This is a genomic window from Cerasicoccus sp. TK19100 (assembly GCF_027257155.1).
Classification (GTDB): domain Bacteria; phylum Verrucomicrobiota; class Verrucomicrobiia; order Opitutales; family Cerasicoccaceae; genus Cerasicoccus; species Cerasicoccus fimbriatus.
Genome location: NZ_JAPWDU010000005.1, coordinates 33,508 through 47,732, shown reverse-complemented (window position 1 = coordinate 47,732; position 14,225 = coordinate 33,508). Strand labels below are relative to the sequence as shown.

14 protein-coding genes are annotated in these 14,225 nt (G+C 59.2%); 4 read left to right on the top strand and 10 right to left on the bottom strand.

Features of this window, described 5'->3' with window-relative positions; translation table 11 throughout:
- Positions 1-8: 8 nt before the first annotated feature.
- The 3 genes from O3S85_RS12865 to O3S85_RS12855 are packed head-to-tail and all read right to left on the bottom strand — an operon-like array spanning position 9 to position 2,681.
- Positions 9-206 (bottom strand): hypothetical protein, encoded by a 198-nt coding sequence (locus tag O3S85_RS12865; RefSeq protein WP_269540825.1) that lies wholly within the window; start codon positions 204-206, stop codon positions 9-11.
- Positions 207-246: 40 nt separating this feature from the next.
- Positions 247-1,053 carry a coiled-coil domain-containing protein gene (locus O3S85_RS12860; protein ID WP_269540824.1) on the bottom strand — a complete coding sequence of 269 codons (807 nt, stop codon included), beginning with the start codon at positions 1,051-1,053 and terminating at the stop codon, positions 247-249.
- A 47-nt stretch (positions 1,054-1,100) separates the two neighbouring features.
- Complete coding sequence (locus O3S85_RS12855) at positions 1,101-2,681, bottom strand: glucose-6-phosphate isomerase (RefSeq protein WP_269540823.1); 1,581 nt, start codon at positions 2,679-2,681, stop codon at positions 1,101-1,103.
- Positions 2,682-2,828: 147 nt separating this feature from the next.
- Between O3S85_RS12855 and trpA the strand changes: the two genes are divergently transcribed.
- Complete coding sequence (gene trpA / locus O3S85_RS12850) at positions 2,829-3,626, top strand: tryptophan synthase subunit alpha (RefSeq protein ID WP_269540822.1); 798 nt, start codon at positions 2,829-2,831, stop codon at positions 3,624-3,626.
- A gap of 162 nt (positions 3,627-3,788) precedes the next feature.
- Here the strand turns inward: trpA and purH are convergent, their stop codons facing one another.
- Positions 3,789-5,339, bottom strand: a complete 1,551-nt coding sequence (gene purH / locus O3S85_RS12845) for a bifunctional phosphoribosylaminoimidazolecarboxamide formyltransferase/IMP cyclohydrolase (RefSeq protein ID WP_269540821.1) — start codon at positions 5,337-5,339, stop codon at positions 3,789-3,791.
- 100 nt (positions 5,340-5,439) lie between these two features.
- On the opposite strand from purH, the gene O3S85_RS12840 reads away from it, so the two are divergent.
- Positions 5,440-6,138 carry a type II secretion system protein gene (locus O3S85_RS12840; RefSeq protein WP_269540820.1) on the top strand — a complete coding sequence of 233 codons (699 nt, stop codon included), beginning with the start codon at positions 5,440-5,442 and terminating at the stop codon, positions 6,136-6,138.
- 34 nt (positions 6,139-6,172) lie between these two features.
- On the opposite strand, the gene O3S85_RS12835 is transcribed toward O3S85_RS12840, so the two are convergent.
- The 5 genes from O3S85_RS12835 to O3S85_RS12815 form a co-directional block, all read right to left on the bottom strand.
- Positions 6,173-7,225, bottom strand: coding sequence for a type IV pilus twitching motility protein PilT (locus O3S85_RS12835; protein WP_269540819.1), 1,053 nt, complete (start codon positions 7,223-7,225; stop codon positions 6,173-6,175).
- A 33-nt stretch (positions 7,226-7,258) separates the two neighbouring features.
- Complete coding sequence (locus tag O3S85_RS12830) at positions 7,259-7,618, bottom strand: glyoxalase superfamily protein (RefSeq protein ID WP_269540818.1); 360 nt, start codon at positions 7,616-7,618, stop codon at positions 7,259-7,261.
- A 5-nt stretch (positions 7,619-7,623) separates the two neighbouring features.
- Positions 7,624-9,498: a type IV pilus twitching motility protein PilT gene (locus O3S85_RS12825; protein WP_269540816.1), complete on the bottom strand. Its 1,875-nt coding sequence runs from the start codon at positions 9,496-9,498 to the stop codon at positions 7,624-7,626.
- A 127-nt stretch (positions 9,499-9,625) separates the two neighbouring features.
- Positions 9,626-10,717 carry a glycosyltransferase gene (locus O3S85_RS12820; protein ID WP_269540815.1) on the bottom strand — a complete coding sequence of 364 codons (1,092 nt, stop codon included), beginning with the start codon at positions 10,715-10,717 and terminating at the stop codon, positions 9,626-9,628.
- Positions 10,714-11,526 (bottom strand): SDR family NAD(P)-dependent oxidoreductase, encoded by an 813-nt coding sequence (locus O3S85_RS12815; protein ID WP_269540814.1) that lies wholly within the window; start codon positions 11,524-11,526, stop codon positions 10,714-10,716. The genes O3S85_RS12820 and O3S85_RS12815 overlap by 4 nt, the downstream gene beginning before the upstream one ends.
- Positions 11,527-11,535: 9 nt before the next feature.
- On the opposite strand from O3S85_RS12815, the gene O3S85_RS12810 reads away from it, so the two are divergent.
- Together O3S85_RS12810 and O3S85_RS12805 are read left to right on the top strand one after the other, a co-directional pair.
- Entirely contained in the window at positions 11,536-12,708 is a 1,173-nt protein-coding gene (locus O3S85_RS12810; RefSeq protein ID WP_269540812.1) for a glycosyltransferase family 4 protein, read from the top strand.
- 64 nt (positions 12,709-12,772) lie between these two features.
- Positions 12,773-13,666, top strand: a complete 894-nt coding sequence (locus O3S85_RS12805; RefSeq protein ID WP_269540811.1) for a trypsin-like serine protease — start codon at positions 12,773-12,775, stop codon at positions 13,664-13,666.
- Positions 13,667-13,671: 5 nt separating this feature from the next.
- On the opposite strand, the gene O3S85_RS12800 is transcribed toward O3S85_RS12805, so the two are convergent.
- Positions 13,672-14,136 carry a TFIIB-type zinc ribbon-containing protein gene (locus O3S85_RS12800; RefSeq protein ID WP_269540809.1) on the bottom strand — a complete coding sequence of 155 codons (465 nt, stop codon included), beginning with the start codon at positions 14,134-14,136 and terminating at the stop codon, positions 13,672-13,674.
- Positions 14,137-14,225 lie beyond the last annotated feature (89 nt).

The window sequence follows — 14,225 nt, the reverse complement described above, 5'->3', positions numbered from 1 at the left end:
GGCTCGGATTAGTAGGAGTCGCGACCAGCGTTGAAGCCGCCGCCGCCCATACCAGGCGCGCCGCCTTCCCAAGTAGCCGGGCGCGCCCAAGGCAGGTTGCTTTGCTCAGGATCTGCGGATTCACAACCGGACAGGAATAAACCGCCGAGCGCTACGAATGCCGCAGCTAGCCAGAGCCGCGAATGCTGTTTCAATTGTTCTCTCATCGAGGGATTACGGTAGCCAACTTCTGACCGCCGACAAGTCCTATTGAGTAATATTGACGGGATCGCCTTCTTGCAGGTGGCTGGGGTCCTGGCCGGGGAGCACGTAAGCGACACTGTAAGTCGGTGCAACGGTGCCCACCTTGACGCGGACCTTCTTGCCAAAGCCCTTGGCAACATCGAACTGCATTTCCTTCTGCATGCCGTCGACCTGGCCACGGCTGATGATCAGGATACCGCGGTCCATATCGGTGCGGAGGATGGAAGCATCCTGCTCCTTAACGGGACCAACCGGGCCGCCAGCGAGCGTCACCGGAGAGCCATCACCCGAGGGGATTGCGCTGGCGGTGTTCTTAATCTGGTAATTGAGGGCGTCGATCTTGTCCTTGTAGTCGCCAACCTGAGACTGCAGGGTTTCGATTTGCGTTTCGAGATCCTTAATAATCGCGGGATCAACCGAAGCGGTGTCCGGCTTTTGCACATTGGAGATTTCGACCTTCAACTGCTCGTGAGCGGTGTCGAGGGTGGAGTAACGCTTTTCGAGATCCTGATAATCATCCTTCTGGCGATTGATGTCGCGGCGAAGCTTGTTCAGCTCGTTGGACGAGAAGTTGATCTTGGAATTGGCGTCGGCGAGCTTTTGGTCAAGGTCATTGGCCATGCCTTGAAACTTCATCTTCTCGGCCTCGAGGTCCTGAATCTGAGATTCAGCGGCCTTCTTCTGCTGTTCAATGGCGGCGATTTCCTCGTTGGCGGCCTTCACCTTACCATTAGTGGAATACCAGAAGAATGCGGCGGCAGCGGCGCCGAGGATCGCGATAATGCGAAGCGCTATGGAGAGACCTTTCATAATGTCAAATAGGAGATATTGTCTGTTTCGGGGATGGTTCTTAGAGCTTACTGCTCAATCAGGTATTTAGATTCGTAGAAAGGCTCACCAACCAGCTTGCGTAAGGGGCGATTCTGGTTGGCCGCCATATGATCTAGCAATTTAAAAATGAGTTCGGTTTTCGATTCAAGACCTAATTCCGCAGCAAGTTGTTCTGCGGTAAAGGCTTCTCCGGCCTTGGCCGTAAGCGTGTCGACGATCTTCTGGCGGAGCTCCAGCGTGATCGCGGCGGCCTTTTTACCGGCTTCTACGCCTGGCTGGTGGTAGGCATTGATGTTAACGAGTGATCCGTAGAGACCCACGGCACGCTCGTAAAGGGCGATCAGCATGCCGACCGTGTGCGGGGTGACGTCCTTGACGGTGATGGTGATCGACTCGCGGCCCTTCTCATCCAGCGCGTCGCGCGTGCCCAGGAAGAAGCCCTGCAGGAAGTCGCCCGCGGTAAAGTCGGCCTCCACCTTGGGAGACTCGCCGGCGCGGTCGGTGTGGACCTCGATAAAGGTCGCAAAGAAATTCAAGACGCCGTCGCGCAGCTGCTGCACGTAGGCGTGCTGGTCGGTCGAGCCCTTGTTACCGTAAACGGCGATGCCCTGGTGAACGGTGTTTCCGTCAAGGTCGAGCTCCTTGCCGAGCGACTCCATGACGAGCTGCTGCAAGTAGCGGGAGAAAAGCTCCAGGCGATCCTTGTAAGGCAGGATCACCATGTCCTTTTTGCCCGCGCCATCGGTCGCATAGTACCACATGAGCGCCAGCAGCGCAGCCGGATTGCGCTTAAAGTCCTTCACGCGGGTAACGGCGTCCATCTCCTTCGCACCGAGGAGCATGGCGTCGATGTCGTAGCCCGACAGCGCAGCGGGGACGAGACCCACGGCTGCGAGCTCAGACGTGCGGCCACCCACCCAGTCCCACATTGGGAAGCGCGTCAGCCAGCCGTTTTCCACGGCATGCTTGTCCAGCTTGGAGCCAACGCCGGTAATCGCCACGGCGTGTTGACCGAACTTCAGGCCAGCCTTGGCCCAGGCGTTTTCCGCCTCGACCATGCCATTGCGCGTCTCGGGCGTGCCACCGCTCTTGGAGGTGACGACGGCCAGCGTCTTGCCGAGCTTGCCATCGAGCTGCGCCAGCACCTTGTCGATGCCGTTCGGGTCCGTGTTATCAAAGAAGAAGACGTGCATCGGGTCGCTGGCGGGATTGCCGAGCGCCTGGTTGACGAACTCCGGGCCGAGGGCCGAGCCGCCAATGCCAATGCACAGGAGGTTTTCAAACTTACCCGCCGAGCCCTGGATCTCACCGCCGAGGACCTTCTTGGCGAAGTCCTTAATCGACTGTTCGGTATCGGCAATTTCCTTTTGCAACTCCGGCGTGGGTGCCAGGCTCGCGTCGCGCAGCCAATAGTGGCCGACCATGCGGTTTTCATCGGGGTTGGCGATAGCGCCACCCTCGAGTTCTTCCATCGCAGCGATAGCCTTGTCGATCTTCGGCTTCATCGTCTCGAAGTAATCGTCCGCAAAATTCATGCGGCTGATGTCGAGCGCGAAGTCGAGCTGTTCGATAAATAAGTAGTTTTCTTTAAAACGATCCCAGGACATGACGGAGTTCATCTAGGCAACGCAGCGGGCGCGGCGCAAGGCGATATCTGTAAAAGTATCCCATGGATGGCAAAAATTTCACCCATAAGCAGAAAACAATTGTCACCCCGCAGTGCCAGACATGTCCTAGAGCGAGAAATTCCCACCATGAGTCGCATTTCCCAAGCATTCCAAAAAGGCCGCGAAACCGGCCGCCCTCTATTCGTTTCCTACCTCTGCGCGGGCGATCCCAGCTTTGAGACCTCGCTGGAAGCCTGCCGCGCGCTCATTGAGGCCGGTGCCGACATTTTGGAGCTCGGCGCGCCGTTTTCCGATCCGCTGGCCGACGGCTTGACCAACCAACTGGCCGCGCAACGCGCCTTGGAAGGCGGCATGACGCAGGCCAAGGTGCTGGACCTCGTCCGCGAGATTCGCAAATTCAGCGAAGTGCCGGTCGTTCTCTATACCTATTACAACCTCGTCTTCGCGCCGGGTGAGGCCGACTATGCGCGCCAGGCCAAGGAAGCCGGCGTCGATGGATTCCTCGTGCTCGACTTGCCGCCCGAAGAGGCCGACAGCTGGCAAAAAGTTTGCGCGGACGAGGGCTTGGGCACCGTCTTCATCCTAGCCCCCACCACCCCACGCGAGCGCATTGCGAAAATAGCAAACGCCGCCACAGGCTTTCTTTACTACGTATCGCGCACCGGCGTCACCGGTGAGCGGGCCGAGTTGTCCGCTGACTTAAAGGACTCCGTGGCGCAGATTCGCTCCGTAACGGATGTGCCGCTGGTCGTCGGCTTCGGCGTCTCCCGCCCTGAGCACGTGAAGACCATTGGCTCCGTGGCCGATGGCGTCGTGGTCGGCAGCGCCTTGGTCAACTGCCTGGCGTCCAACGTCGAGCAACCGGAGGCGGGCGTATCCGCCCTCCGCGCCAAGGCAGACGAGTTGATCGGTGCCCTCGCCTAGCCGGTTAACAAAAACTCCAGGCAGATATCCGTCACCCAAGGCTTCCGCCTTGGACAACTTCGCCTAAGCCCCACGCTCACACCTTCCCCCCGAACTGCCGCACACCCATTTCGCCAATGGCGAAATCACGATGCGCAGCATCGGGGATCCTAAGGCGAAGCCTTAGTGTTTGAAGTGGCGGGTGCCGGTGAAGACCATGGCCATGTCGCGTTCGTCAGCGGCGGCGATGACATCGGCGTCCTTGACGGAGCCGCCGGGCTGGATTGCGGCGCGGGCACCGGCGTCGGCAGCGGCAATCAGGCCGTCCGGGAATGGGAAAAAGGCATCCGAGCAAATCACGCTGCCATCGAGACCGAGTCCGGCTTCGCCGGCTTTCCAAACGGCGATCTTGCTGGAATCCACGCGGGACATCTGGCCCGCGCCAACGCCAATCGTGCGCTCGGGCTTGGCGTAAACAATGGCGTTGGACTTCACGTGCTTAACCACGCGCCAGCCGAAGAGCAGCGCGGCCCATTCTTCCTCGGTGGGTTGGCGCTTGGTGACGACCTTAAACTCGCGCGGGTCGATCTTCTTGCTGTCGCGGTCTTGGAGGAGCACGCCGCCAATGACGGTCTTGACCTCTTGCAGGGACTCGGCGCGCAGCCAGTCGCGGGAAACCATCAGGCGCAGGTTCTTCTTTTTGGCAAAGATTTCGCGGGCTTCGGCTGTGAAGTCCGGCGCGATGATCACCTCGCAGAAAATGGAGGAAATGATCTTGGCCAAGTCGGCGTCGAGCGTGCGGTTCATCACGATAATGCCGCCAAATGGAGCTTGCTTATCAGTCTCGAAAGCCTGCTCCCACGCAGTGACGAGGTTCAGGTCCGAGGCGACGCCACATGGGTTCGTGTGCTTGAGAATGGCCACGGTCGGCTTCTCAAACTCGCCGATCAGGTAGGCCGCGGCGGTGATGTCGATCAGGTTGTTGTAAGAAAGCTCCTTGCCCTGAAGCTGCTCGAAGCACTCGTGGAAACGACCAAAAAGCGCCGCCTTCTGGTGCGGGTTTTCGCCGTAGCGGAGCGTTTGCGCGCGCTTGAGGTTGACGTTGATTTGCGTCGGCAGGCCGAGCGTGCCGCCCGGGATTTCGCTGGCGAGCTTGTTGTCCAGGTAATTGCTGATCGCGGCGTCGTAGGCGGCGGTGCGCTGGAAGGTCTTGAGCGCCAGCTCGCGACGGAGCGCAGTCAGGGCCTCATCGCCTTCCTTCATCGCGGCGAGCACACGGTCGTAGTCAGCCGGGTCGCAGACCACGCTCACGCTGGCGTGGTTCTTGGCGGCGCTGCGGAGCATGGACGGGCCACCGATGTCGATATTTTCAATGGCGTCTTCGAAGGTAGCATCGCGGTTGGCCACGGTCGCCTCGAACGGGTAAAGATTCACGCAGACCAGATCGATCATGCCGATGTTGTGCTCCTTGGCCTGGGCCAGGTGGTCTTCCTTGTCGCGGCGGCAGAGCAGCCCGCCGTGGATCTTCGGGTGCAGTGTTTTAATGCGGCCTTCCATCATCTCCGGGAAGCCGGTGTAGTCGCCAACCTCGGTGACGGGCAGACCCGCCTCCGCAAGAATCTTGGCGGTGCCGCCGGTGGAGAGGATCACGTAATCGTGCTCCTTAACGAGCGACGTGGCGAAATCCACCACGCCTGCTTTATCACTGACCGAAATAAGGGCTTGCTTGGGCATGGGGAGAGATTTCGCGGAAGGCGCCCGCCTGAGGCAACGAAATTCCTTCTCCATAAACACACTTTCGCGGATTGCGAAGTGATAGGAAAAGCACTACACTATGAATATGCTTCCAAAATACCACTACCGCTCCGCATTTACCTTGGTGGAGCTGCTCGTCGTCGTCGCCATCATCGGTATTCTCGCCGCTATCCTGATCCCCGCCGTGGGGGCCGTTCGCAACTCCGCGCAGAAGTCTAACGGCGTCAACAACATGCGTAATATCGGTGCCGGCATCAGCATGTATACTCAGGATAACCTGGGTGCCTACCCAGGCCCGCTGTGGCCGGGACAGGTCCCCTTTTATGAGCCCGACCGCGGCGAGGAAGACGGCCGACTGGCCTATTTTCTGTCTCCCTATCTGGATGTGACGGATAGCCCGACGCCTCCCACCCGTGTCGAGTCGATGATCCCGCCTGCCTACCCGCTGGAAGAAATGCTCGCTGCCGGTGTCACCGAGCCACGCACCTTTATTCTGAACGACAAGGCCGAAAACCCGAATACTAATGAAATCATCAACCCCTGGGGCGTGCATCCAAATTTAACGGAAAACGAGAGCGAAACGATCCCGGTGACCACCTCACGCATTATCGACCCCGCCGCAACCTGGGCCATGATGGACGTCGATCAAAAGCACCCGCGCGTTGGCAGTTGGTCCAGCAGCACCCCCGAAGCACCCATTTACGGAAATGTCCGCCTGGCGCTGTTCTTCGATGGCCACGTCGAAGAAGTCTCCGTCTCGGATGGATTGCCTTTGTAGGGCTGCCAACTGCGATTGACAATAGCGCGATTGGCTAGGTGAGGTATTGCTTGAAGGCTTCCTTGTCGGCGGCCTTCATGTAGGCTTCGTTGCCGGTAATGTTGCCGGCGTCGAGCTGTTGCTTGATGGAGAAGTCCATCATGCGCATGCCGGAAGCCATGCTGCTCTCAATGATGCCGCGAATCGCGCTGGTCTTGCCGCTGCGGATAGTGTTGGGCAAGGCGTCGTGCTTGAGCAAAATTTCGTGTACCGCCACGCGCCCTTTGGGCACCTTTTTGCAGAGTAGCTGCGAGACCACGCACGAGAGGCAGCCCGAAAGCATGATGCGGATTTGGCCCTGCTCTTCCGCCGGGAACGCGTCGATGATGCGGTCGACGGTCTTGGGGGCGTTGTTGGTGTGCAGCGTGCCAAAGACGAGCATGCCCATCGAGGCGCAGCCGAGCGCGAGCTTGATTGTCTCCAGCTCACGCATTTCGCCCACGAGAATGATGTCCGGGTCGGCGCGCATAGCACCGCGCAGCGCATTGGCAAACGAGTGGCTGTGCTCGCCGACTTCCCGGTGCACGATGACGCTCTTTTTATTCGGGTGCACGAACTCGACCGGGTCTTCGATCGTGATGATGTGCTTCTGGTAGTTGTCGTTGATGTAGTCGATCATCGCCGCAAGCGTGGTCGACTTACCCGAACCGGTCGGCCCGGTCACAAAAACGAGCCCCTCTTTATACGCGCAGACCTCGCGCAGCACCTCGGGCAGCTTCAGCGTATCGAAGGATAAAATCTCGGCCGGAATCTGGCGAAAGACGGCCGCCTGCCCCCAGTGATTATAAAAATAGCTGCCACGAAAACGCGCCAGGCCCTTGATTTCGTAGGCCAGGTCGAGGTCACGCGTTTCCAGATAATGATTCCAGCGCGTCTCATTGGTGATCTGGCTGAGGAGCGTCGCCATTTTCTTGGCCGTGATGACCTCGTCCGTCAGCGGCACGATGGCCCCCGAGGCCCGAATCTTCGGCGGCGAACCCACGGTGAGGTGGAGGTCCGATCCGTCGTTATCCAGCATTCCGGAGAGCAGTGCGTCGATTTCAGCCATCTTTTAAAGTTTAGAAGTGTGGAGGGGTGGAAGTTACGACTCCTGAATGAAGCGGAGTTTGTTGCCGTCAGGGTCGTCGAGATACATCTCGCGGTTGCCCCAGGATTGATCGAACGGTTCCAGGGCAAAGGCGACATTGTGCTCTTTAAACTCTTCGTAAAGCGCGTCGACGTTATCCACGACGAAGTTCACCACGCTGCCGACAATACCATCTCCCGTAAACGAGGAAACATACACCCAGCGATTGTCACGCTGCAGCCCCAGGTAAGCGGGGTTCGGCTTGTCGCCGGGAATAAATTCCCACTGCTTCGTGAAGCCCAGTTTACCGCAGTAGAAGGCCTCGGCGGTTGGTGCGTCTTTGACGCGGATGACGGGTATCGTGGCGAGTATCATGGCGGTTAACGTCCGAAGAGACCCTTCTTCTTGGGTGGTTCCGGCGACTGAGAAGAAACGAACGAAGCCTGAGCGCCAGCACTTGCTCCGCCATTGCGAATGCGCAACTTTAGCGGGTCGCTGCGGAGGTTGGCAATCGCAGTTGCGTCGTCAATACGGCCCGCTTCCCACAGGCCCATGATGGAGTTGTCCATCAGGACCATGCCATCGCGTTTGCCGGTCTCGATAATGTTGCTCAAGCCCTCGGATTTGCCTTCGCGAATCAGCGCGGACACGGCGGTGTTTTTGAGCAAAAGCTCGTAGCAAAGGGCAACGTTGCCGTCCTTGGCCGGTAGCAGACGCTGACACAAGATACCGCGCAGACTCTCGGCCACCATCGCGCGAATCTGCGGCTGCTGGGCGGGCGGAAACACATCGAGCAGACGATTGAGCGTCGTGGAGGCGTCACTGGTGTGCATCGTGCCGATCACGAGGTGACCGGTTTCCGAGGCACTGATCGCCATTTCGATGGTTTCCAGGTCGCGCATTTCGCCGATCACGATGATGTCCGGGTCCTGGCGCAAGGCCCCCTTGAGCGCACTCTTGAAAGTCTGTGTATGCGGGCCAACGCCGCGTTGCGTGATCTGGCACTCCTTGGATTTTTGGATGACCTCGATCGGCTCTTCGACCGTAATGATGTGGTCTTGACGCGTGGCGTTAAGGATGTCCACCAACGAGGAAAGCGTGGTCGTCTTGCCCGCTCCGACGGGCCCGGTGACGAGGATCAAGCCGTTGTGATAAGCAAGCAGCTTCGTAATCGTCTCCTGCCCCTGCGGATCGAAACCGAGGTCGGCCAGGTCGGGAATTCGCGCCGGCACAATGCGATACGTGCCCGCCACGCCATCCTTGTGCTCCATCAGGTTCACGCGAAAGCGCGGGCCGGAGTCGAACGGCATGGCAAAGTCGTAATCCTTCTCGTGGTCAAAAAACTCCCGCTGCTCGTCGCTAAGCACGCTAGTATTAATCGCCTTGGAAAGCTCCCGCGACACGATGGACTCCGAGATGTATTCCACGTTGCGGCTGCGACGGATAAACAACCGGCTATCCGCCGAAATGTGGACATCACTCGCGCCGTATTCCGAGGCTTGGAGCAGCAGCCCGATCAGCGCCTGGCGCATCTGGCTGGCATTGTTCGGATCGAGGCGGCCCGGGTCCGGCCAAACCGGTTTCGCGCCCTGAGTCTTCACCACAGCCTCGCGCGGCTTGGTGCGCTCCTCCACCGGCTTGCTCATCTGGGCAAAAATCTCCTCCGCCATCTTGCGGAACTCCTGCATCTGGTCGGCATGCTCGCCCAGTGCGAAGAGCGCTTTCTTGGCATTTTCCGATGAAAAGCTGGGATCGGCCTCGACTTTGGACATGTCGACGCCCGCCACGGCGTTTTCCGGCGGTTTCTCACCAGTGGCTTGCCAGATCGCGCTGACCGCCGAGGCCAAGTCGGAGATTTCAGGCTCATCCGCCACTGGCTCTGGCTCGGGCTCGGGTTCCGGCTGTTTACGCAAGCTGATAGACGGCTTCTTGGGCTCCGATTCGGGCTCCGGCTCCAGCTCGGACATCTCCGGCTTTAGCACAACACTTGGCCGCGAGCCGCCCTTCTTCTTTTTGAGCTCCATGAAGGGGTCAAACGGCGGCTCGTCCCCCTGCTCAGACATTTCCACAGCCTGATCGAGCATTTCCTGCATCGCGTCGAAATCGTCAAAGATTTCGTGGTCCAGAATGGCCTGCGCGAACTCCAGCAGCTCGACATCGTCATCGAGCAACTTCTTCAGTTTCTGGCAGGATTTAACATCGAGCACGCCGTTGCCGATGCACAGGCAGGCAAAGATTTGGATGTCCTTGTTCATCGATGCAGTAGTTTAAAAATCGCCAATGCAAGGTGATACACTGACCCCATAAGCATGACAGCATGCGTGCATCTTTGGCAAACAGAAATGAGGCCAATACCGGAGATTGTAGCTGGCCAACAAAAGCCTAGATCGCAGTGCGGCGCTTTTTCAGCAGGCGCTCAAACAAATCCAGGTAGCACGCGGCATTGTCGCCAGATTGAAATTTCTTCACGGCAAAGGCTCGTCCGCGCTCACTCATCTGCTCCAATAGAGGCGTGTCATCCAGCAGAGCACCCAGCTTTTCGCGAAATGCACTGGCGTCATTTAAAGGCACGGCATAGCCGCTCTCGCCGGGGATGAAACACTCGCGCACGCCCCCGGTGCAGTAGGCAACCACAGGCAACCCGCACCACTGCGCCTCGACCAGCGCATTGGGCTGAGACTCCGCCTGCGAGGCGAACACCGCCACATCTGCGCCCGCCAAAAGCGGGTATGGATCGGCCACGTTGCCCCAGAATTTCACCTTATTGGCCAAGCCAAAGTTACGGCACGCTGCCTCGCATTCGCGGCGCGTCACGCCATCCCCCGCCAACCAGAGACGCCAGTCTGAGCCCGGGCGAAAATTTGCCAGCGCATGGATCAGCTCCATCTGACCTTTGCCCGGACGAAAGGCCGCCACTTTCACCAATACGGGGGCCCCGCCCACGCCCTCCTCCGCGCGGATTTTGGCGCGGAGTTGATCATGTTGCTCCCAGTCCCATTTGCGGCCCACTGCGTTGGGGGCGACGAGCACGCGGTCGTGCGCCACGCCGATTTTCTTGGCGCGCTCGGCGGTCCAGTTGGAGTTGCACACCACGGCGTCGTCCAGGCACAAACTGCGCTCGTAGTGATGCGGGATCGCGTTACCCGTGCGAAGCGTGCCAATGATGACCGACTCCGGCACGCGCTCTTTAATACGCAAACCGCGGCAATTGGCCACCTTGCCCATGAGCAAAATGATCTCGGGTGCTTCGGCGCGTAGAGTAGTCGTCAGCCCCGGCGTCCAGATGTTGCAATGCGTGTCGATGGGCTGCAGCGAAATGTGGCGCGCATTCAGGTTTTTCGCCAAGGCCCCACGCGGCCGGCACGTCACCACCACGGCGTCGTGGCCCGCAGCGGCAAAGCGGTTAGCCAGATGCACGGTGTGCTTCTCTGTCCCGCCCGTGCGCAGCCAGTCCTGGACGATTGCGATCTTCACAGCTTGTAGTAGGCACGCATGACGCGCTCGGTCAGGTTCCACGAGCTAAAGCGCGTGAGAAACGGTGCAATCGCGGCCTGAAAAAAGTCCCCCGTGCGGACGACGCCGCTCTTCTCACGCTGCAGTGCGGCGCGCAGATCCAGCGCAGCCTTCTTCGGATCGGGCCCGGCGTTGAGGTGTTTTTCGTGGCTCGCCCAAGCTTGCGCAACGCGTTCGTTGCTGAAGTCCTCGGCCCGTTTGGAGGAGGCATTGAACGCCGTCTTAAAGTCGCCAGGTTGGAAGTCAATCACGGTCACGCCGCTGTCGACGCACTCGGTTTGCAGGCTGCGGGTAAAGTTCGAAAGACCGGCCTTGGCCGCATTGTAGAGGCTGAAATACGGTAGCGGGAAATCCCTTGCCAGCGAGGCCACGTTGACAATCGCACCGCCACCGCGCGCCATCATGTGCGGATAAACTTGATGGCAAAGCGCGATCGGCCCATGCAATAGCACGCGCAGTTGCTCGCCGATGTCGTTGGGGGCGATCTCCTCAAACGCGCCAAAAACGCCGTTGCCCGCGTTGTTCACGAGGATATCGATCTCCGGAAACAGCGGATGCATGCCGCGCATAAAGGCCTCCATGCTGCGGCCATCAGCCAGATCAAGCGCCAGCGGGTGCAGTTGGTCGTGCATGGGCAAGCGCTGGGCGTCGCGACTGGTCGCCCACACCTCCACGCCTTCGGCCAGGAGCATTTCGGCAAAGGCGCGGCCCAAACCCGAACTGGCTCCCGTGACCAAAGCGGTGCGATATCGCTGCGACAAGGGTTGCATAAACCGCTCATGTTCCCAAACTTTCGCGCTTGGTCAATCGTGATGTCGCCTTCTACTGCTACGCCAATCATTCTGATCACCCACGAATTCTATCCGAAGCGCGGGGGTATCGCCACGTATGCTGAGGAGATGGCGCTGGCCGCCCAGCAGGCCGGATACGAGGTCAACGTCTGGGCCTCGAACCGCGAAGGTATGCTCGACCGGCGGACCCCGTTTCCGCTCAAGCCGATTGCCAATATCGGCAGCCTCGGCTGGTCCTGTCGTCACGCCACCGCCACCATGCTTCGCACCCATCACGCGGAGGTCGAGCGCAGTCTGCTCTACCTGCCTGAGCCCGGCCCGATTTTCACCATGATGTACGCGCCGCTGCTCGGCCTACCCCGCCCCAAGGCGCTTGCGCTAACACTCCACGGCACCGAGATTTTACGCTACAGCCAAAGCCCGCACCGCCGGTTTCTCTTTAAAAGACTCCTCGCCAAAACCGACCGCATTGGCGTCGTATCCGAGTATAATCAACGCTTGCTGCTGGAGAAATTTCCCGCGACCGACCCGCAGAAAATCCGCATCGTCCCGGGCGCGCTACGCCATGATTTCGCCAACCCGCCCCTGCGCAAGCGCGACCACCTTTACAGCCGCGTGCGCGTGCTGACCGTGGGCCGCATCCACCCGCGCAAGGGACAGCACTACGTGATGGAGGCCCTCGCCCGACTGCCGGAAAATCTCCGCTCGCAGGTGGAGTATCACATCGTCGGCCCCATCGTAAAAGGCGGCCGCGACTACGCGGAAAGCCTCAAGCAAACCGCAGCCGAGTCGGGCATCCCGGTGGAGTTCGTGGGCGAAGTCGATGACGACGAGTTGCCGCAAATCTATGCCGATGCCGACATTTTTGCGATGACCAGCATCCAGAGCGGCATCAGCATTGAGGGCTTCGGCTTGGTCTATCTGGAAGCTGCCGCCTGTGGGCTCCCCGTCATCGCACACGATACCGGCGGCGTCGCCGAAGCCGTGCGCCACGGCCAGTCGGGCTTCGTGATCAAGCCCGGAGACGAGGCCGCGCTGACCAACGCCTTTGCCCAGCTAATCGAGTCTCCGCAACTGCGCGAAGAGATGACCCAGGCTGGCAAAGCCCGCGTCGCCGAGCTCTCCTGGCAGCAAAATGTCGAGGCTCACTTCGCGGTTTAAATTAACGGGGAATTTTAACAATGCTGTAGTTGTCATAATAAAAACAACTGCCATGCTCCATCCCATGAAATCCTACTGGCCATTAGTCGCAAGTTTGTCGCTCGCCATCAGCGCCCAAGCCTCTACCCGTATCGCAACGGAAGACGCGCCAGGCATCAGCGACGCGGATTACGTGAACTACGCCGCGAATTTCCCGTCGGTCGGCAAGCTCAACGGGGCCTTCAGCGGCAGCGGTGTCCTGATCAGTAGCCAGTGGGTGCTAACCGCTGGACACGTGGCCGACTTCAGCAACAGCATGACGTTTACCATCGGCGACCATGTCGTTGGCAGCAGCGAAATCATTGTCCACCCAGACTATCAGTCGTATTCTTCGAACCACGCTTATGACCTTGCCTTGGTGCGACTGGAAACGGCCATTGGCGACATCAACCCGGCACAGTTGTGGGAGTTCAGCTCGCCCGATGGCGTCCTGGGCCGCGAAGGTAGCTGGGTTGGCTACGGGCAGGGCGGCGACGGCCTTACTGGCGCTCAAGGCGCGACATATGCCCTGCGCGGATTCACCAACATGATCGAATACACGGGCGACGAGATAGGCGTAACCGCCGATGCCTTCGTGGCCGACTTCGACCGCCCTGATGGCAGCGAAAATTTTAACGAAAAGTCCGACCCATTTCCCACTGCCCTGGAGGGCCAGCTGACCCCCTTTGACAGCGGCGGCGGCGTCTTCACCCAAATCGGCGATTTCGATTACCTGATCGGCATCAACAGCTTTCGCGGCGTCACCGACGGCAGCTTCAACTCCGACTACGGCGATCTTTCCGGAGCGATCAATCTACAACCTTTCATCGACTGGATCGAGACCACTACCGGCGTCATGGCCGTCCCCGAGCCCGGGCATTTCGCGGCCATCGCCGCGCTGGCGATGCTGGGAATCGTCGCGTGGAGACGGCGGCGGTAATTCAGCTACCAATCGAAAAAAACGAGCAAAACTTCCAGAAAATCCAAGCTAATCAGTGAGTCGCCTACCGCGTCTCCCCAGCGTCCTTTTCTTTTCATCTGACGATTCTCCATGGCACTCGTATTGAGGTATTGCCTCAGCTTCGTCAATTCACCGACATCGAACCAGATGCCGCCGCAGCCTAGGCAGTAATCCAGCTCCACGCCTTTATAGAGAATCACCGAGAGCCGCTGCTGACAACTGGCACAATTCCGGCAATGGCAGGCTTCCGCATCCTTTTGGATGAATTGCTTTAAGCTGGCCTCTCGGAAGAATTGCCGCACGGATGCTCCTGGTGCCCAAACCCCTTGGCACTTCTGACAAATAAAGTATGGCGATTCCGCGCGCCCACTCCGCGCCATCGCAAAGCCATCAACAGGGCAGTAGCAAGCGCGTCCCCAATTCGCATCATCTGTTTCTATCACATCCATGTTATCCTTAAGTTATTAATAATTGTCCAGCACCTTGTCCGGGGCTTGAAACTTCGCTTCAGAATTGGCTTTAACCTTTCGCGTTATGT